Below are 20,794 nucleotides of genomic sequence, written 5' to 3' on the forward strand. Positions count from 1 at the left end.
TGCAAAGATAGTGATTCAAAAGCTTGCATATGACAGAGCCTATCCTTATGCAAATGAAATCATATATAACTTATGACTGCACAGTCAGTTGGATTAAAATGTTCAGGCATTTAGAATGCTCATTCCTCAAACGCCGGCTGCAGCACTTTCAAATTTTTGTACAGCCACTGTCAATTTTATTAAAGCACATCATTAAGTCATAGGGTGCCATTGCATGAAATAATATTAAGAGCTTAACATGTCGGAATTTTTTGAATTTTATATTGATATGTAGTTTTGGAGAATATTTATAAAACTACCAGACTTAAGCTTGAAGGAAAGAGGTGGATAACATGCTGGAAATTAAAAATGTACATAAATCATTTGGGAAAAACAAAGTTTTAAACGGAGTTGATTTAAAAATAGATAAAGGGGATGTTGTCGTCATACTTGGACCGAGCGGATCAGGAAAGACAACATTGCTAAGATGCATAAATTTTCTTGAAAAAGCAGATCAAGGTCAGGCAATTTTTGGGGATATTCAGGTTGATCTTCATAAAGCAACTAGAAAACAAATTCATGCAATAAGACAAAAGACTGCATTTGTATTTCAAAATTACAATTTGTTTAATAATAAAACAGCATTAGAAAATGTAACAGAGGGGCTTATTATTGGCAGGAAGATTCCAAAAGAAAAAGCGAATGAAATTGGAAAAAAAGCATTGGATAAAGTAGGACTGTCCCACAAATACAATGCTTACCCTAGTGAATTATCGGGCGGGCAGCAGCAAAGGGTTGGCATTGCAAGAGCGATTGCTTTAAATCCAGACATCATTTTATTTGATGAACCAACTTCAGCACTGGATCCGGAATTAGTTGGTGAAGTTTTAACAGTTATGAAGCAAATTGCCAAAGAAGGAACAACAATGTTGGTTGTAACTCATGAAATGTCTTTTGCGAAAGATGTTGCCAATCGGGTGATTTTTATGGATGGCGGAGTCATTGTAGAAGAAGGATCACCTAAAGAAATTTTCACACATCCAAAAGAAGAAAGAACAAAACAGTTCTTAAAGCGGGTAATACCCGAGGATTTTACTTACTATATTTAAACAATTGAACAGCCTCTGTCCTTTCACATCACTGTAAATACAGACCCAAACACAGAATTCCTAGCCCTAAACGATTCAAATACGAATTGTTTAGGGCTTTTGCCGAATATTGATTGATTTCCTTCAATATCCTTTACGAGCACCACTATTCAAGCTGTTTCCACTGGGCATCCTACGGAATGAACATATCAGGATGTGGAAGCTCCCGTAAAAATAAAGAACCTTCGAAACGATCCGAAATTTCCCATTAAAGTATTAAATAGCCATCACTACCAAATATTTTAACAACACGACAAGCAAAAGCAAGTTTCTCAAGAACGTGGTAAAATAATAGCATCAGCATAGCACTGTTCAGCAGCGTAGTATTCTTTCGAAATGCATGAGTACAAGCACTTTATTGATCCAACAGTAATGCAAAATTCTCACACCGTTATGCGAAGAAGTTTTTCAAGGAAGATTTCGATCAAGTGGCAATTATACAAAGCTGAATATCTATCCATATGTTTCCAGAAAAAATGTCCTATTCTTTTGAAACCCGGCAAAATGTAAAGCATCGTTGTCTGTGCAATGAACAAGCAGTTCATCGGTTTTACCCAGATTTTATCCTATACGTTCGCCAACTTTTTCTAAAATAGGTAGTTTTGAAAACGTTTACTTTTTATAATTTGTCAGATCTCCTGACGATAATATTGAGAATGCTGCATTTTAAAAAAATAATCTATTTAAAGACAGTTTAAATGGGATGCTGCTTTTAATAAAGACGGAATATTTTCATTATAGATTATTAAAACCATTTTAAGGAGGTGGAATTATTCAATTAATGATTGCAGATGTTGTGCTTGAGCCTAATACCATGAAATTGGTAAGATCGCTGCCGAATGTAATGAATTGATGACGACACCTTTGATTTGTGAAACTGCTGAACAATCGGCAAGATTAATTAAAAATAACTATGAACTAACAGAGATTTTTATATATGCTGACCCCGTGTTTTTCTACTTAGCAAAAATCGCGTTTCCTATTAGTAATTTTTCGTATTACATCCCTTTTGCAGGATAAATGATCGGCAAAGAATCGATCAATCAAAAAGGAAAGCCAGGCCGAATTTAGGAAAAATCAATATCACGAAATTAGCAAAACACGTAAATGAAAAAAGAAAAGCAAATATTTAGTTTTCTTCATAACTGTAAATCCTTGGAGAATTGGCTGCATTTATAGAAGCAAACAAAATGTAATCTGCGATTCTCGGTGTTTGGCTGACCATGTAGAGATTCTTTTTTCGCTATATTACTCTTTATGTTACCTTCGGCGGTATGAGCTTCTGGCGCAGAATATTTTGGTACGAATCTTGTTTAGGCTTTCTAATTGTTCAGAAATTTTTTTCAATAATGATCGACAAAACGGGTGATTCTTGTTCATTTCAATTGACCCTTCATTATTGGATTTAGGACTGTAAAAATGCAAAAGGGGGGCAAGAATTAATGAGGAATTCATTAGGCTATCCACAATTACTTTCGCAGTTGCGTCAAGACGATTCCCTAGACCTTTTGGCAGACCGTATTGGTGAAATGCTTGAATGTCCAATTACGATAGAGGATTCCAATCATCAGATCATTTCCTACAGCAGACATAAAGAAAATGTAGATGAAGCAAGAATGGCCACGATTATGAGTAGAAAAGTGCCAGATAAAATCATTAACAGCCTTTGGAAAAATGGGATTATGGCAAAACTGTTCGAAAGCGATGAACCTGTTATTGTCCCTGCAATCAAAGAAGTTGGACTAGGCAACCGTGTCGCTGTTTCGATTCGAAAACATAATGAGGTTTTAGGTTTTATATGGGCACAAATCAATGATAAAACAATGGACGATGATCAATTGCATTTGCTCAAGGAAGCTGCAAAGCTTGTGAAAAACCAGCTCCTCCTTCAGCGAATAAGAAAACGAAAAGAAGAAGAGAGTCATCAAGAATTTCTATGGAAGCTATTAACAGGTCATCTGAACGATGTGTCTAAGATTAAACACCAGGCTAAACGAGTTGGGGTTAATCTGGATGGAAATCTTGCTGTTGCTATCATTAACTTTGAAAATGATATAACACAAGCTATTGAAAAACATGCCTATTATTTAGCTGAAACATTGCACCAAGTTCAAGTAGTCAGCAAATTATTTGATCAAAATCAACTAATATTGCTTACCCGGCTCAGAACAGAAAAAGAGGCGATTAACGCTCTTTCCGGTTTTATTAAAGATTTTATCAACAAAATAAGTATGCGTTTACAAATCCGAAATATATCTGGTGCTTTCGGCTCCGTTTATCATTCTCCGGAGCATGTTCATTGCAGCTATAAACAAGCATTGAAAGTATTAAGGCTTAAGGAAAAATTCCCCGATGAATTACAGCAAAAGTATAGTTTTCAGGAGATCGGCATCTATCAGTTTTTAGATGAACTTTATCAAATCCGAGTTCGTGACCACTATCAAAGTGAGGCAATCAAAAAATTAAGAGAGTATGACCTCAAGCATCACACCGATTTATTGCTTACGCTTAAAAGTTATTTAGAATGTGACTGCAATGTTTATCAAGCAGCGCAATTATTACATGTTCATCCGAATACGTTAAATTACCGTTTAAAAAGAGTTGTAGAAATAACAGGAGTAAACCTGAAAGACCCTAACCAGAAAATAACATTATTTCTGGATTTAAAACTTGAAAGCATGAATGTCGAGTAATTTGTATATTTACACAAATTACTTTTGCGGTTTTCTGATTTTTTCATAAAGTAAGGTTCAACTAAAAGAGATATGATAGTGGTGCAGATGTTATTTTAAGGAGATGGTGAGGATGATCATCGGGGTACCGAAAGAAATTAAAAATAATGAAAATCGTGTAGCTATCACACCTGCAGGGGTTGTGCAATTAATAAATGCAGGACATAAAGTTGTTATTGAAGCAAACGCTGGAATCGGAAGCGGTTTTACCGATGAAGAGTATAAACAGGCTGGTGCCGAGATTGTTGAAAGAGCTTCAGAGGTTTGGGAAAAAGCAGAAATGATTCTGAAAGTAAAAGAGCCCCTCCCGGCTGAATATGTATATTTCCGAAAAGGGTTAATTTTATTTACCTATCTCCATTTGGCAAATGAACCGGAATTGGCCAAAGCTTTAGTGGAAAATGAAGTAACCGCTATTGCTTATGAAACAATTACCGTCAATAATACACTGCCATTATTGACACCAATGAGCGAAGTTGCCGGCCGCATGGCAGCTCAACTCGGGGCGCAATATTTGGAAAAATCTAAAGGAGGAAAGGGAATACTGCTAAGCGGTGTTCCTGGTGTCAAACGCGGGAAAGTCACGATTATTGGCGGCGGTGTAGTCGGAACGAATGCAGCAAAAATTGCACAAGGCCTTGGTGCAGATGTAACAATTATTGACTTAAATCCTGCTCGCCTGCGTCAATTAGAAGACATTTTTGGTTCAACTGTGCAGACGTTAATGTCAAATCCTTATAATATTGCAGAATCTGTCAAAGACTCCGATTTAGTTATCGGTTCGGTGCTGATTCCCGGTGCAAAAGCACCTAAGCTTGTAACGGAAGAAATGGTAAAATCTATGCAGCCCGGGTCAGTCATAATCGACGTTGCTATTGATCAAGGCGGAAACTTTGAAACGATTAATTATGCAACAACTCATGACAATCCTATTATCGAAAAATATGGAGTGCTGCATTATGCAGTCGCCAACATTCCAGGTGCGGTTCCACGTACAGCAACAATTGCCCTAACAAATGTCACGATTCCATATGCTGTGCAAATTGCTTCCAAAGGTGTAATCAAAGCAATTAAAGAAAGTGAAGCGATTAAAACAGGCGTGAACGTCATGAATGGAAATATAACCTTTAAAGCAGTAGCACATGACCTTGGCTATGACTATGTTCCAGTCGATGACGTTATCTCCGAACGATTGTATTCTTAAAACGCTGATGAAACACCCTTCATGCTTAGCTGTGAAGGGTGTTTTTAGGATTCTTTAAATGGACGAACGTTCATTTGCATTTTTATTCCATCTTTTTTTCGGCACATCATGCCAATTATTGAATAATAATTCTCAACAACACTCAGCAACTGAAAATTAGATGTGTGTATTATGCCACTGTGTACGGATTTTTCATATCATAAAATCCAGAAGGGGAGATCGCGTCCAACAACGATCTCCCCTTCTTATGTATCTACTATTCTTCTAATAGCAATGATTTAAGTTCTTCTAATCCTTTTTGACGCTCAATTGGATCCAGAAACCCCACACATGAATAGATTCTTAAGCAATAAAAAAACACCCATTCACAATTGACCATCAGCTAAAATGAATGGGCATTTAAAAATTTTTAGAGCATATGTTCAGGAAAAACCTACTTTGGGACTGGAGGCTGCTTTATTTTATCGAGTAGAGGACTCTACATAACCTTTCTGACCCAGCACATAGAAGACATCTTGACGACTCTCCAAAATGTAGGAGGGAGCAGGCTTGCCTCGGTTCGCCCGGTGACCAGCAAGGTGAGCCTCGCTCTTCTCCCAGGCTTTCCAAGCCTCTTCTGATTCCCAGCGAATCATAACGAGTACTTCTTCATTCCCTTTTCTCTGCCTTTTCTTAAGCACGCTTAAATCGATAAAACCCGGCTGCTGTTCGATTATTCCCTGTGAAGTGAAGCGGTCAACAATTCGATCGGCATGTCCTTCTGTCACTAAAATAGTTTTTATTTGAACAAACACTCACATTACTCCTTTCATTGTGATTATACATTATTATAATTGATAACAATTATCATTTTCAATAATACCCGCAAGAAATATTCATCTTTTTTCAAAACGCTTCTCAATCAATTCATTTAAAAAGATGATGGCCAATAGCAAAGCGCCTGATCCGCAGCACAACATATGACGATATGGCTCCGCTGTCCCCATCAGATGAAAAATTGAATTGCCGGCACACTATCACTATTTAATTGTTCTCTACTTGTCCGGCTTTCGTATCAGATACTCCATTAGCCAAGATAATATTCGTTCATTATTTTAAAAAACTATTTTAATATAAAAGTTCGCAACAAAAAAACACACGTTTATGAAGTCAAACGAAATCAGCTCCTAACATGTGTTTTTTACGTGGCAATATTGTTGCCAATCTTGATAAATAAGTTTAAATTTTATCCAAGACAGGTGTCTTTTTACGAACACAAGTTTTACAATGCTTTTAAGGCTGCGGGAGAGCAAGCTCTTTATTGTCAAAATGGCTTTCCATTCAAATTCCGCATGTGTGTAACACCGTAAGGATAAACTCTTTTGGTTTTCATAATAAAACTCCCCATGAAGATAAACAGATTTTTATTTTTTAATCTGTCTACCTAATGGGGAGGCATATCAAAAATCAAAACGTCATTAAAACAAAAAACACATAAACATCAATATATAAACGTTACTAAAACATTAAAGGGGAGGTCTATAAGTCGAAAAAACGACTTATTAGACATCCCTCTTTTTTTCGTCGTGACAAAAAATTTTTAAAAACGGATTATTTTCAATTATATTCTATTATTCTGCAATTTTTTTATATTATCTCTGCTTTAAAATCATTGACTTATCAGTCTCTTTTCTTTATTATAGAAACAATTATCCACTGATGAAAAGTGGCTGTTTTAAACTTTATTCATTCCACACCTTTGTTTCTCATCCAAGAAATTAGCTATAAACCGGTTCTTTTTCGTTTACACCAGAGATCGGTTCTTGTCCGTTTAGACCGAGCGTCTCTGCTGTTGAAGTATGAAGTTCATGGAAAAGATCCGGGTTTTCCACTAGTGACACACCATAAGAAGGAATCATTTCTTTAATTTTCGGTTCCCATTTATTCAGATGTTGAGGAAAGCATTTTTTAATTACTTCAAGCATTACGTGTACGGCAGTAGAAGCTCCAGGAGAAGCACCTAGCAATGCAGCAATCGAGCCATCTGCAGCCGTAACAACTTCTGTACCAAATTGAATCGTTCCTTTACCGCCAGCTTCAGTATCTTTGATAATTTGCACACGTTGGCCTGCGACGACTATATCCCAATCCTCTGATTTAGCCGTCGGGATAAATTCACGCAACTCATTCATGCGCTTTTCTTTCGTTAACAGAAGCTGCTCGATCAAGTATTTTTCCAAAGAAAAGTTTTTAAAGGCTGATGCCAACAAAGTTACGAAATTGTGCGGTTTTACGGAAGCAAACAAATCCAAATTTGAACCAGTTTTTAAGAACTTAGGCGAGAAGCCTGCAAACGGTCCAAAGAGCAATGTTTTTTTGTTGTCGATATACCGTGTATCAAGGTGCGGAACTGACATAGGAGGTGCACCAATTTTAGCCTTACTGTAAACTTTTGCATGATGCTGCTCTACAACTTCTGGATTATTACATACCATAAATAATCCGCTTACAGGAAAACCACCAATATGTTTACCTTCTGGAATACCAGATTTTTGAAGCAAGTGCAGACTTCCCCCGCCGGCTCCAATAAATACGAATTTAGCCTTATGGATTTCAACTGAACCGCTATTGAGATCCTTCACTTTCAATTCCCACAAACTGTCGCTTGTGCGTTTAATATCCTTAACACTATGCTTGTAGTATATTTCGACCTCTTTCTCTTTTAAGTAGTCAAATAACATGCGTGTTAAAGCTCCAAAGTTAACATCCGTACCTGAGTCGATTTTGGTTGCTGCGATCGGTTCATTCGATGTACGTCCTTCCATTATAAGCGGAATCCATTCTTTCAGTTTTTCCGGGTCATCAGAAAATTCCATTCCTTGGAATAATGGATTGTTTGATAGCGCTTCAAAACGTTTCTTTAAATATCTCACATTATTTTCCCCTTGGACTAAACTCATGTGGGGCAGCGGTCTGATGAATTCCTGCGGATTTTGTATTAGATTGTTTTTTACAAGGTAAGACCAAAACTGTCTGGAAACTTGGAACTGTTCATTAATTTTTATAGCTTTGCTAATATCAATAGATCCATCCGGTTTCTCGGGTGTGTAGTTAAGCTCACATAGTGCAGCATGCCCCGTTCCTGCATTATTCCATTCATTAGAGCTTTCTTCTCCTGGTTTGTCGAGCTTTTCAAACACTTTAATTTCCCATTCCGGCGCTAATTCTTTCAACAGTGTCCCTAAAGTCGCACTCATAATTCCGGCACCAATTAAAATAACGTCTGTGTTAGTTTGTCTGCTACTCATTTTTCCCCATCCTTATCCCCCAATATTTGTAGAAAGGATGCAGGCGACCTGCCTAATTCAAAGCTCTCCATGGCTTTCGCCACACGCCTTTTCTACAACAATTATATCTTAATTATAGTATATCATTATTTAAGTATAGTTCATTATTAGTATTTCTAATTAAAGTCCATCACGATTATTTATAGATTTACAGATTCTATATCAACTTTATACAACCAGACCGCTAAAATTAATTTTTTCTTGAAAATGAATCATTTTACTCCATCAACATATCCCATTATTCACCAATCAAAAGATATCACCTGAACGAATGAGATGTGCTGTTTAAATAAGAGTTTCTACCGATAAAGAAGATCAAAAAAAATCCATAAGCAGTCAAATAGAGCTCTTTATGAGATATATCTTGGTTAAAGGGGGATATCGATGAAACGCGAACAGTTACACAAAATAAAACAGATAAATCATCTCTTCAAACAACAGATGATGAACATGTCACTCAATTATAAAATCAGTCACTTATTCTGCCTCCCAAAATAGATAATTTTAACAAACAGTTCCAATTGTTTTTTAGGATTTATCCCTTTGTTTGCTTATCTTGCCAGCAGCGATGATGTTCTGTCATTTTTTGGCGTGGATTTTCACTCTATGCAAAAAAACACAAATTTTTACATATAGGATGTATGTTTGAATTTGATCATTTAATATTAAGTCACTTTACAGAGGATCGACCACATAAAAAAATGAGCCACTTGATTTCCCAATTTTCAAAACCTCTCTTATGCTTGGAAGTGTCAGAACATTCAAACATAAGAGAGGAAGAAAAGGATGATCAGTATGGCTCAATTTCATATCAAGGATAAGTAATTTCCTATGATCCTGAAGCTCTAGTAATTTTTTGAATCAATATTTTTCAATTCCTTGAAAAACCGCTTGAAGCATCTTTTCAATCTCGATGACCGGATCTAGTTCCTTTTCGAAAATAAACCAATCATATAAAGTTCCCCGCATGCACCTGGAAATGATCATGGCCAGCTCTTGTATTGAAAAATCTTTGGTGAACTCCCCTTTTTCCTGTCCCTCTTGTAAGTAATTTTCAAGAATGTGATATAATCTTCGATTCGTATCCGCCAGAAACTTTGCGCTTTGGGGATTCATATAAATCGTTTGCATTAACTCTTTCCCTAAATCGTTTTTCAAATACTTCATTTGTGTGATGGAAAGACGTATAATTTTTTCCTTAGCAGATAATTCATTCGGCAATGTTTTGCAAAATTCATCATAAAAGTTATCAATTTCCTTAAACTTTTCCAAAAAAATTTCTGACTTCGAAGCAAAATGCCCATAAAAGGCTCCCTTCGACGTTTTGCTTTTCTCGACGATTTCATCCACAGTGACTTGGTTATATCCTTTTTGACTAAACAGCTCCAAAGCTGTTTCCAAAATTCTTTTTTTGGTTTTAAGCGCTTTTTTTTGCTTTGCATTTAATGTCATAAAAAAATCCCCTTTTTTCCTAGCTCAACTTGTCTTTTATTATATCTAATGGTCTTGGAAAACCTATTATACAAAATATTCTAAATTAACAAAATATTATTGACAAATCAAATGTATTGAAATAAACTATGGTCTATAAAGACTACAGTCTATTTTTTATGTAAGCGTTTACTATAGGGGGTGAAATCTATGGATATTATTGGAGAAAGAACGATAATCGATTTGCTTCATGAAAAATGCAGGTTGCACGGAGATAAACCATTTCTTGTCTTTGAAGATAATAACAAAAAAACCACCATGTATACTTATCAGACGTTTTTGCAAAAAGTGAATAAATTCAGCCGAGTACTTTTGGATTTAGGGATTCAAAAAGGCGACCGGGTTACTCTCCATCTTCCAAATGGTTCTGACTTCATTGTCTGCTGGTTTTCATTAGCTAGAGTCGGTGCGGTTATGGTACCAACAAACATCCTCTCGACTGCAAATGAAATGGAATATACAATAGCCCACTCGGAATCGGTTCTCCTAATTACAGAAGAGGGGTATTTGGAAAAGTTTCAATCAATTCAAAGCAAATTGCCAAATCTTAAAAAAATATTGTTAAGCCGCTGCAAAAATGATCTATACAAAGAAATAAGCATGGATCATTTAATTGAAAAAGCAGAGGGAGACATTCCTCCTATATCCCTCAAAAGCGATGATATTGTCTCCATCATGTATACTTCGGGAACAACTTCTAAGCCGAAGGGATGCATGATTACTCATGCCAATTATCTTTATACTGGCGAGGCTGTTTCGAAGACCCTGAACTTTACCCCAGAAGACAGGGCTTTGATCGTACTTCCTCTTTTTCATGGCAATGGCCAATACTATCTGTTTATGCCTGCCTTAACCGTTGGAGCAAGTGTTGCCATCACGGAACGGTTCAGTGCTTCCCAATATTTTAAGCAGGCAAAGAGATTGCATGCAACAGTCGGTTCATTGTTTGCAGCTCCCATCCGCATGATTTTAGCACAGCGTTTTGATGAGGCAGACAAAGAAAATCCTCTCCGCTTAATCATCTTTGCCCAATCGGTCACGCCTGAACAACTGCAGGAATTTGAACAAAAATACAATGTACCGCTGTTGCAGCTATACGGAATGACAGAAACTGTAGCACCGCCATTAATGAATCCATTATATGGGCAAAAGGATAATACCGGAATCGGAAAGCCCATCCTCAGCGCCGAAGTCAAACTTGTGGATGAAGCGGGAAAAGAAGTACCGGTCAACAAACCCGGTCAGATCATTGTAAAAGGCATTCCGGGGCGCACTATTATGAAAGGGTATTTCAAAAATGAAAAGGCAACCAACGAAACTATTCAAGACGGCTGGCTGTATACAGGGGACAACGCCATTATGACAGAAAACGGTTATTTTTACTTCGTTGATCGGAAAAAGGATATGATCAAACGTGCTGGAGAAAACGTAGCGGCAATGGAAGTAGAAAATGTAATCATGGAACATCCGGACGTGTATGAAGCCGCTGTCATCGGCGTGCCTGATGAGATGCGGGATGAGGCCATTAAAGCGTTTGTAATTTTAAAAGAAGGCAGACAAACGACGGAACAGGAGCTGATTGAACATTGCCGGAACCGTCTTTCAAAATTTAAAATACCGAATACCATCGAGTTTGTGAAGGACTTTCCTAGAACGTCTGTCGGAAAAATTCAAAAACATTTGTTGAGGAAATCCGAAAATGTACTTTAAAATCATTCAATTTACCTTTATGAACCTGCTTTTCCAACATGTTAAACCTCGGAATGTCATTAATGGAATTCCGCCGTTCCAGTGCAAGCGATAATGAAATAACCGTGAATTCCCTCAAAAAGAGAATTTGAATTTGATTATTAGATATGTGAGATGAGGGGTGTATTTTTATGAACAAAATCCGTATCTTGTTTGCCAGCTTATCAGGGTCTGTCATTGAATGGTATGATTTTTACCTATATGGTACTGCTACGGGACTTGTGTTTTCATTTCTATTCTTTCCAAGTCATGATCCGGCTGTAGGATTGTTGCTTTCTTTTGCAACCTTTGGCATCGGCTATGCAGCCAGACCTATCGGCAGCATTATCTTCGGTCATTTTGGTGATAAGATGGGAAGAAAGGCCGCTTTAATATTTACACTTATTGGAATGGGCGGAAGTTCATTTTTGATTGGTCTTCTTCCTACTTATGAGCAAATTGGTATTTGGGCGCCGATTATACTCGTCCTTTTAAGGCTCATCCAAGGTATTTCCCTTGGGGGTGAATGGGGTGGAGCTGTTCTGTTGGCCACCGAATATGCCCCGAAAGGCCTTCGCGGACTGTATGGTTCCATTCCCCAGTTAGGTGTACCTATCGGTTTAGTTCTCGGTTCATTAAGCTTAACGGTTATTAGTTATTTTACTTCTGATACACAATTTTTGGCATGGGGATGGAGGATTCCGTTTTTATTTAGTGTCGTTCTGATTGGACTCGCGCTCTGGATCCGAAGCGGAATTGAAGAGACTCCTGCCTTCAAACAACAAAAGGAAGCTGGAGCAATTGCGAAAATACCATTTTTGGAAACGTTCAAAACGAATTGGAAAAGTGTTTTGCATGCTATCGGTTTAAAAATTGGGGACGGATTTTTCAATGTATTCTTAATGTCATTTATTCTTTCTTATTCTACGGTGTACTTGGGGTATTCCAACCAAGTGGCACTAACAGCCCTTACCATTGGCTGCGCGACTATGATTATCACCATTCCGGTTGTAGGATACTTGTCTGATTATATTGGTCGAAAACTTATTTATATTGTCGGATTAATTTTATTGTTTATCTTATCTATCCCTTATTTTTCATTGGTTGACGAGGGCGCTTCCTGGTTATACATCATGCAAGGCGTGATGCTGGGAATCATCTGGGCATCGATTTTCGCAACACAGGGCACCTTATTCTCCGAATTATTTCCGGCAAAGGTTCGCTACACAGGTTTATCCTTCGGGTATCAAGTGGCAGCCGCCATTGTTGGTTTCGGTCCGATGATTTGGACAACAATGGCCGAATCCTTCGGTCCTTCCCCATGGGTCTTTGGCGGATTTATGATGGGAGGCATTATATTATCCCTTATTTTAAGTCTGTTAGTTCCGGATACGAGAAAACGTTCGTTATACGATCATCATATTGAAACAGCTGAAAATAATTTCAGCATAAAAATGTAAGGTAAAATAAGATTTCTATCCTTCCACAGGGTACCATAAAATTATTGAATGAGGTTACCCTGTTTTCATTTTTAAATAAACTCCTTTGGTATATCTATGTGTGGGGCCTAATTATGGTGTGAATGCCTCTTACGCAGTTGCTAGAAACGAAAAACTCAAGGTTGGAGCCACTCCCTGAAGGAAAGGGGATGCCTTGACATTATTTGAATCTCTCATGCTCGCTATTTCCTCTGGGGGTGGATGGACCAATACTGTCTTTTTTAAAAAAGTAATCCGCTCTTGAGTTGGCGGCTCAGAGTGGATACAGTTAGTGCCGCTGAATCGGCTGGTCCCCCTGACAGAGAATCGTTTAAAGACGGTTATCAATGTTCGTCGTACGAATAACTTTTTCATTTACCAACAATTTATACGTTTATTATATCTTTTGTACAAAAAATGAAAGACTGCAGCCAAGGAATTTCCGTCCTAAGGTACTTTCCATCATTAGGAAACGGTTTATTTATTCATTGAAATACAATGTTACTCGAAATGGAATGTATAGATATCACTTCTCTTGCTCCGTAAGCATCTCCAGCAATTTTTTCAAAGCAAAGGAGCGGTACCGACCCTTTTTCGTGATAATACCAAGATGCCAAAGAACCTTTTCTTTCAAGGGAATAATAACAATATCCGGATTATTTTGTTTTCCGCCTATCACTTTCGGCAGCAATGTGATCCCCATTTTTGATGAAACAAGCTCCAAAATTAAATCCCATTGGGAACTTTCATAGGCGATATTCGGGGTAAAACCAGAATTTTTGCAGGTGTTAATGATAAATTCATGCAACGTAAAGTTTTTTGCAAATAATATAAAGCTTTCCTTCTCCAATTCTTTGACGGACACCCTTTGTTTGCAGGCCAGAGAATGATCCTTGTGGATAAAAAGGACGAATTCATCCGTAAAAAAAGAAGAAATGTGAAAAATGGATTCATCCACCGGCAGAACCACAATGCCGACATCAATTTCCCCCTCTTCCACCAGCTGCTCTACCACCCTTGCGCCAACCTCCACCAACTCCAATTTGACATTCGGGTATTGTTGATGGAAGTTTCCGGCAATGGAAGGGAAAAACAACGTTCCAATAAGGGGAGGAATGCCGATTTTAATTTCTCCAATGGCGACGTTTGCCAGTTCATCCAGCAGCATTTTCGTTTCTTCCAAAATACTCATTAACTTTTTTCCCTGTTCATAAACAACTTTTCCTGCATCCGTCAATTGAATATGCCTCGTGGATCGTTCCAATAGTTCCATATGAAATTCCTCTTCCAGCTTTTTCACGGCTTTACTTAATGACGGCTGGGATAAATAGGAGTGCTCCGCAGCCTTTGTAAAACTCTGATGATTGGCCACCTCAATAAAGGATTGAATGTCCCGAAGTTCCATCGAATCCCCCTTTTTATTCCCAAATGTAATAAATAAGATTCATTTTATTTATTTTACTTTACCGTTTGTCCCTGTGTAAACTTTTATGTAAGCGGATGCAAAAAAGGAATTTTGAAAGCGATTCCATCATGCACTCATTTACTTGTTCTTATTTTTTAACGGAACCGGTGGAAAAAACAAACAGAAATTATTATTTGCTAAAGGGAGGAGAAACCATTGAAGACACTTACATCCTTTTTCAACCGGGTGGTGCAGCGTTATTTGCCTGATGCCTTGCTGTTCGCCATTATTTTAACGTTTTTAGTATATTTATTAGGTGTTTTCTTTACAGACAACAGTCCAGTGGACATGGTCACCCATTGGGGTTTAGGTTTTTGGGATTTACTGGAATTTACCATGCAGATGACCCTTGTGGTTGTAACCGGCTATATATTAGCAAACACTCCCGTCATTAAAAGGTTCTTGGCGAAAGTAAGCACCTTTGCACGCACCCCTGTCCATGCCGTCATGCTTGTAACCATTGTTTCATTAATCGCCTGCCTGATTAATTACGGTTTCGGGCTGGTGATCGGCGCTTTGTTTGCCATACATGTTGCCAAGTATGTTCCATCCGTCGACTACCGTATTTTAATTGCCAGTGCATACAGCGGATTCCTCATTTGGCACGGGGGATTTTCCGGTTCGATCCCACTTACCATTGCAACCCCGGGCCACTTTTTGGAGGAATCCATGGGCGTGATCCCAGTGACGAAAACCCTTTTTAGCCCGACAAATTTGTTTATTGTTATTGCCCTTTTGATCACCTTGCCGCTGTTTAACCGTTATTTGTTAAAAAATGCAGAGAGCCAGCTCGAAGATCGAACGAAATGGGTGATTCCAAATGAAGAAGCAGCAGCAGTAGAACATGTGACACCTATGACACCAGCAGAAAAATTGGAAAACAGTCGGACAATATCCCTGATCATCGGCATTATGGGAATTGCATTTATTGTTTATCATTTTGTTGTAAACGGATTTAACCTAAACATTAATATCGTCAATTTTATTTTCCTTTTTCTTGGAATTTTGCTTCATCAAACACCGAAAAGGTTTCTGGATACGGTAGCGAACGGCGTTAAAAACGCCAGTGGGATTATCATCCAGTTTCCCTTTTATGCTGGAATTATGGGAATGATGATTCATTCAGGATTGTCTGAGCAAATCGCATTATGGTTCGTCAGTGTTTCGACCGAACAAACCTTGCCTTACCTCTCCTTTCTTAGCGCTGGCTTAATCAATATCTTTGTTCCATCCGGGGGCGGGCAATGGGCGGTTCAAGGACCGATTATGATTCAGGCAGCAATGGAATTGGGAGCAGATCCGGCCAAAACAGCAATGGGGGTAGCCTGGGGAGATGCTTGGACAAATATGATCCAGCCGTTTTGGGCGCTTCCCATTTTAGCGATCGCAGGCCTCCACATCCGAGATATTATGGGATTTTGCGTCATGATTCTAATTTTCAGTTTTATCCCGATCTCCATTGGATTTCTGCTGTTTTAAAGTTTCAGTTGTCCCACAACAAAAATTTTCCCAATATTCTATGTTTTGCAAACAAATCCCAAGAATGCTGTTATGACGCCAGCATTCTTGGGATGGATTTTTTAAAGTTTATCAAAAACTATCATTTGCTTTTAATCCTTTTTTTGTTCCTTCTCCGTTTGACGGGATTGACGGTATCCCGGGTGTTTTGACAATGGTTCCCTTTTTATTGTTCCAATTAGGAACATGATCGTTCCAGCATTCTTGTCTAATGATGGGACTGGATGCATATTTTCTTGTAAAAAATACTCCCACTTTGCTGTTTCTCCTAAAAAAATGTTGCCGTGCTTGCTGTGCTGTGCAGAAGGTTACTATCTCTCCCGTTAGATACTGAGGATGAATCGAATCCCGGCCGATGAGCTTTTTCAAATAATTTTTGACATAATCCAATTAAAGCAGACCGTTTTGTGTCCTGAATTTGTGCATTACAAAACCAAATCTTTCACAGCCAACTCAATCATTTTCATTTTTTCCTCATTCATCATTTTCTTCTCCTTCTAAACTATTGGATAATTCCAATTTCAATTTCCTATTGAAAACGTTAATAATAGATAAAAAGATCGGTTCTATCACTCAAAAACCGTAAACCAGAAAAAATCACCATCTCTTTTTTCATAGAGGAGAAGAAAAATTAAGAGAGAATCGCAAAAGGGAAAGCCTATTGCATTTTATAGAAACCTATTCGCAAAAGACATATCAGTCAAACGATGTGATTTTTTTTTCGATAATCTGTCTCCCAAAACACAAAATAGATAATTTTAACAAACAGTTCTAATTGTTTTTTGGATTTGTTCCTTTGTTTGGTTTTCTCGCCAGCAGTGGTGTGATGTCTGTCATTTCTGACGTGGTTTTTCACCCTATGTCGAAAAAAACTACTAACTTTTATATATAGGGGCTATGTTTCGGTAAATCCGTTTTTTGTCACAAAAAGGAGAAAATACAGCAAAGAAACTCCTGACTCATAGGAGCAGGAATTGTTTTTGTCATCGTTTGACAGAGTATTTTTCTAAAAAAAATTGTACAGCCAGTAGAGAATTCTCGAAGCATATTTTACGCAATCAATGCAGAAGTGGATCGAAGCCTGAAGAGATAGGCTGCGAGGTGATGAAGCAGGAAATTCTCATAGAAACATGGAGAAGCACGCCACTTTAGTTAGGGTGTGAGGTTCCACCGCGGTAGAAAACTGCTAATCCATTTCCAAAAAGCTACTTTCAGATAAAAATCGAAAAAATATAAAAGCAAGTGGAGAGAAACGCATTGTTTTTCTCCACTTGCTTCATTTTAGGGACTTATCGGACACCTCCGCCCGAAAATTGAATAGAAACTAGTGAGATTAAACAGATACGCTGAATGTACTTCCCGATGAGATGGCTGCACCATCAATAGTATTGCCTTTCCCATAATATGCCTCGCGCCATGCTTCAACGTATATTGCGCTAAACTCACTAGTTCGTGCCATTTCTGCTTTTGTCATCACCATTGTCCAACCATTATTTTGTGAATAATGGGCAATGACATTATTACCTGCATCTTTGAACTCCACAAAGGATATTCGGCCTTTGCCGGCAAAACTTTGGGATGCTTTTGCGATAATACCTTTTCTATCTGGAGACACAACGGAAATATAGCTTTTCATAAGATTTCTGTAGCCCGCAGATTCACCGCCACAGATACCTTTGGCGGCATCTTTTTTTGCCTGTTCAATAATAGCCTCTCTGAATTCTTCTTCACTCATGGCAGGGGCTGTTTTCGTGCAGAAATCGAACCTGGTAAAGTCAGGGGACGGAAAGCCATTCATCCGCAGCCTATTGTCAATTTTTGTTCCAAGCAATATATTGATTAAGTTGACATCTAATGGTTTTATACGACTTATTTTCCATTCACTCCTTTGCATAGGATTTCGCCTGATACTTTGCTGGAAAATATCTGGAGATAACCACTACTTACCTATCCGGGTTTAAGATGTTGTTTAGTAGTTGTAGTACACCGTCAGCTTTATATTTTTATATGTTTTATAACCGGGAGACAAACTGCTGACGTTGGTTCCCGTATAGTAAAGTTGATATGTGCCATTCGCAAGCGTGCCAATCAATCCTGCAGAAATTTCTGTTTTGTTACCAGATCCCCATGGTGCCGATGTCCATCCGGAAATGTTACTGGTTGTTATATACAATCTGTTTGACAGGATTGCGCCAGAATACGACATCGTGTTACAATCAGCAACGACCTTTGTAATGACCGCATCTGCCGGTAATCCGGAGACATTAATTGTAGCAATAGACGAGGAACCACTCTCACCCGGGTCAAGATACAGACTCATTGAACCGATTGTTCCAGAGGATGAGGTGAATGTTTTCGATGACGAAGCGGCGAATGCGGTTGTTGTCATGAAAAATACTACGACCATCACAAGCAATAAACTGATTAACCTCTTTGCTTTCATATGAGCACCCCCTTTCAAATGTTATTTTTGAGGATTCACCAGCCCATAGAATAATTGACCCTCATTATATATATCGTCCATATATTACCATTATTTACACAAAATTTCATATTTGTCACTTACACGTACCGCGGCATCGTAATGGCAAATTTAGTACCGATCTCTTTGAACGCTATCAGCATAGCGAACAAGCATTATTGCTTGCAATGATGGAAATAGTGGTAAACGGTGTTTCAACTCGGAAAGTACAAAAAATTACAGAACAATTATGTGGCAAGAAATTCTCGAAATCCACTGTTTCAGCCCTTTGCAAAAAACTAGATCCTTTAGTCCATGAATTTAGAATGAAACCCCTACAAACTCATTACCCTTTTTTAATTGAGATGCCTTGTATCTTAAAGTGCGGGAGAATAGTCCAATTCATGTCCTATGAATCCTTAATTCTTTCTCTTTTTCATCAAGCTGATTTAAGTAAAGAAGAATTGTTCGATTTAATTGAAAAAAGCAATCGTGATCAATCAAGAAATATTCTATATAGTTTGAACGGAACCTCTTTTCATACACCCATTCCCAACCAAAAATTGGTTGAATGGATTAGCCAACAAATAATCAAAATACAATTTTAAAAGTTCCTGTCCTTTCATGAGGCAATTCCTGAATTTTCTTCATTGACTAAATCGAAATAAAAGCAGAGGGAGCTCCGAAAATCTTTACGGATTTCCGGCTCCCTCTGCTTAATTTTCCCTCAACACAATCTCTTCCAAGCACTCCCACATGACGGCCCTTTTGTTTTTATCTTTGATTATATTTTCTTTTAGAAACAAGGAGTAAGCCGATCATCCATGCTGATCAACAAATGATTGAATATTGAAGTAGCCGTATTTGGCAATACAATAACATAATTCATAAAAAGAAGACCTATTATAATTCTTTTTTTAAAACCATCTTCGCCACACACTCCACATGTCTTGAGTGGTAATCGCAGATAAATCGATTTAGCAGTGTTTACCTTAAAATGGTCAACTTTTAATCTTACCGGTTTACTTCTAAATACCGGAGTTATATATTTATTAATGTTTTCAATAATAAGGTCTAATGCTCTTTTTAGTAACAAAATTAATATAAATAGACAAAATTTCACTAAACAGGTTCGTAAATTTATTACTCAGTATTTCTTTTATCAATTTTTTAGTTTTCTTTACAGATTCCTCCTTTTTCTGTTTCCTCTTCTCTTTCTTTTTCCTTATATGTGTAATGACCCCTTCTTTCATTCTAGCTAAAATAAAGTTTTACTACGAAACTCATATTTTTTACTTTTTTCCTATTTTCAATTGTACTTTTGACTATAAGATGCTGTGAATTGTAAACGTAAAATAATTTCCACCTATTATGAAGGGGATCACTTAGCGCTTAGTTTAATCTACATTTTAAGGTTATTATTTTTTGGAGTAAAATATTTTATTTCAAGCTGTGAATAGTTTTGTACAGCAAGTTATTGACTTATTAAAATTCCCTTTGTCCCTCTACCTTCAACATTTCCTTATCTATAATATCTACTAATTCTTGACTACTATATATACATAACTACCTCTTTATCCTCGTCTTCAATTTGTATTTCAACTTGAATTCGTATTTTTGTCTGTTTTCCTTTATAAGTCACATCAAAGGTTCCAAACTCTATGAGCTTATTATCTTCATTTGTTCTTTCTATTTCCTCTTGAATCAATTTAATATCTGATATTAGGTCAATAAAGTAGACACAAAAATTTATAAACTTTTTTAGCAGCTAGCGCGCTATCGCTTGGTGGTCTTTTAAAAATAATTACGACGTTTCCTAATTATTTTTAAAAGGTAAATTTTCTGGTCTAACTATTCTATATAATATGTTCATTAAGCTCCCTTTTTATAGTACATACGTTCGTATTCGGATGGCGAAAAATACTCTGTTGCGGAGAGAATACGTTTATTGTTGTAAAATATTTCTATATACTCAAATATGCTCTTTTTTGCTTCCTCCAAAATATAACGAACAGTTTGACGTTTAAAGTCTTCCTCGTACCGCCTTTGTTTTTTTGTCATGTAGAACCTCATTTTTTAGTCTATTATTAGTGTCTACTTTTTAGTCTAACATCAGTTATGTTACATTAACTAAAACAATAAAAAAACAGATTGATAAAGACTACTTATTAACTGTAGTTGAGCAATTTTCATTACAATAATTACCATGTAAAAAGAGACAAACGGAGTACCCCTTATGCCACATGAAGCTGTTTTTTAACGAC

15 protein-coding genes and 1 pseudogene are annotated in these 20,794 nt (G+C 37.4%); 8 read left to right on the forward strand and 8 right to left on the reverse strand.

Going from position 1 to position 20,794, the window contains the following annotated elements:
* The first annotated feature begins 332 nt into the window (after window positions 1-332).
* From FB379_RS14845 to ald, 3 genes are all read left to right on the forward strand, one after another.
* A complete protein-coding gene (locus tag FB379_RS14845) occupies window positions 333-1,088 on the forward strand; it encodes an amino acid ABC transporter ATP-binding protein (protein WP_063387708.1) in 756 nt (251 codons plus the stop codon).
* 1,481 nt (window positions 1,089-2,569) lie between these two features.
* On the forward strand, window positions 2,570-3,820 hold the full coding sequence (locus tag FB379_RS14850; protein ID WP_144598286.1) for a PucR family transcriptional regulator: 1,251 nt from the start codon (window positions 2,570-2,572) through the stop codon (window positions 3,818-3,820).
* Window positions 3,821-3,932: 112 nt separating this feature from the next.
* Window positions 3,933-5,063, forward strand: a complete 1,131-nt coding sequence (gene ald, locus FB379_RS14855) for an alanine dehydrogenase (protein ID WP_144598287.1) — start codon at window positions 3,933-3,935, stop codon at window positions 5,061-5,063.
* A 461-nt stretch (window positions 5,064-5,524) separates the two neighbouring features.
* Here ald and FB379_RS14860 read toward each other — a convergent pair whose 3' ends face one another.
* The 3 genes from FB379_RS14860 to FB379_RS14870 all read right to left on the reverse strand — a co-directional run bounded on the left by FB379_RS14860 (window position 5,525) and on the right by FB379_RS14870 (window position 9,841).
* Entirely contained in the window at window positions 5,525-5,857 is a 333-nt protein-coding gene (locus tag FB379_RS14860; protein ID WP_066250125.1) for an antibiotic biosynthesis monooxygenase family protein, read from the reverse strand.
* A 963-nt stretch (window positions 5,858-6,820) separates the two neighbouring features.
* Window positions 6,821-8,350 (reverse strand): malate:quinone oxidoreductase, encoded by a 1,530-nt coding sequence (locus FB379_RS14865; protein ID WP_144598288.1) that lies wholly within the window; start codon window positions 8,348-8,350, stop codon window positions 6,821-6,823.
* A gap of 900 nt (window positions 8,351-9,250) precedes the next feature.
* A complete protein-coding gene (locus tag FB379_RS14870) occupies window positions 9,251-9,841 on the reverse strand; it encodes a TetR/AcrR family transcriptional regulator (RefSeq protein WP_144598289.1) in 591 nt (196 codons plus the stop codon).
* Window positions 9,842-10,030: 189 nt separating this feature from the next.
* Between FB379_RS14870 and FB379_RS14875 the strand changes: the two genes are divergently transcribed.
* Complete coding sequence (locus tag FB379_RS14875) at window positions 10,031-11,590, forward strand: AMP-binding protein (protein WP_144598290.1); 1,560 nt, start codon at window positions 10,031-10,033, stop codon at window positions 11,588-11,590.
* A gap of 170 nt (window positions 11,591-11,760) precedes the next feature.
* Entirely contained in the window at window positions 11,761-13,068 is a 1,308-nt protein-coding gene (locus FB379_RS14880) for an MFS transporter (protein WP_144598291.1), read from the forward strand.
* 544 nt (window positions 13,069-13,612) lie between these two features.
* On the opposite strand, the gene FB379_RS14885 is transcribed toward FB379_RS14880, so the two are convergent.
* Window positions 13,613-14,491 (reverse strand): LysR family transcriptional regulator, encoded by an 879-nt coding sequence (locus tag FB379_RS14885; protein ID WP_063388774.1) that lies wholly within the window; start codon window positions 14,489-14,491, stop codon window positions 13,613-13,615.
* Window positions 14,492-14,707: 216 nt separating this feature from the next.
* On the opposite strand from FB379_RS14885, the gene FB379_RS14890 reads away from it, so the two are divergent.
* Window positions 14,708-16,030, forward strand: a complete 1,323-nt coding sequence (locus tag FB379_RS14890) for a short-chain fatty acid transporter (protein ID WP_144598292.1) — start codon at window positions 14,708-14,710, stop codon at window positions 16,028-16,030.
* 111 nt (window positions 16,031-16,141) lie between these two features.
* Here the strand turns inward: FB379_RS14890 and FB379_RS14895 are convergent, their stop codons facing one another.
* The 3 genes from FB379_RS14895 to FB379_RS14905 form a co-directional block, all read right to left on the reverse strand.
* Window positions 16,142-16,324, reverse strand: a complete 183-nt coding sequence (locus FB379_RS14895) for a hypothetical protein (protein WP_144598293.1) — start codon at window positions 16,322-16,324, stop codon at window positions 16,142-16,144.
* Between the two features lie 1,078 nt (window positions 16,325-17,402).
* Entirely contained in the window at window positions 17,403-17,804 is a 402-nt protein-coding gene (locus FB379_RS14900) for a hypothetical protein (protein WP_144598294.1), read from the reverse strand.
* Window positions 17,805-18,038: 234 nt separating this feature from the next.
* Window positions 18,039-18,512, reverse strand: a complete 474-nt coding sequence (locus FB379_RS14905; RefSeq protein ID WP_094244402.1) for a hypothetical protein — start codon at window positions 18,510-18,512, stop codon at window positions 18,039-18,041.
* 119 nt (window positions 18,513-18,631) lie between these two features.
* Between FB379_RS14905 and FB379_RS14910 the strand changes: the two are divergent.
* Window positions 18,632-18,933, forward strand: a pseudogene (locus tag FB379_RS14910) (transposase); the annotation flags it as partial.
* A gap of 1 nt (window position 18,934) precedes the next feature.
* The gene (locus FB379_RS14915) at window positions 18,935-19,138 is read left to right on the forward strand and encodes a hypothetical protein (RefSeq protein ID WP_144598295.1); all 204 of its coding nucleotides are present in this window, start codon (window positions 18,935-18,937) and stop codon (window positions 19,136-19,138) included.
* 1,264 nt (window positions 19,139-20,402) lie between these two features.
* Here FB379_RS14915 and FB379_RS14920 read toward each other — a convergent pair.
* A complete protein-coding gene (locus FB379_RS14920) occupies window positions 20,403-20,591 on the reverse strand; it encodes an IS3 family transposase (protein ID WP_158640208.1) in 189 nt (62 codons plus the stop codon).
* Window positions 20,592-20,794 lie beyond the last annotated feature (203 nt).

Origin of the sequence: Aeribacillus composti (assembly GCF_007827555.1) — a bacterium.
Taxonomy (GTDB): Bacteria; Bacillota; Bacilli; order Bacillales; family Aeribacillaceae; genus Aeribacillus; species Aeribacillus composti.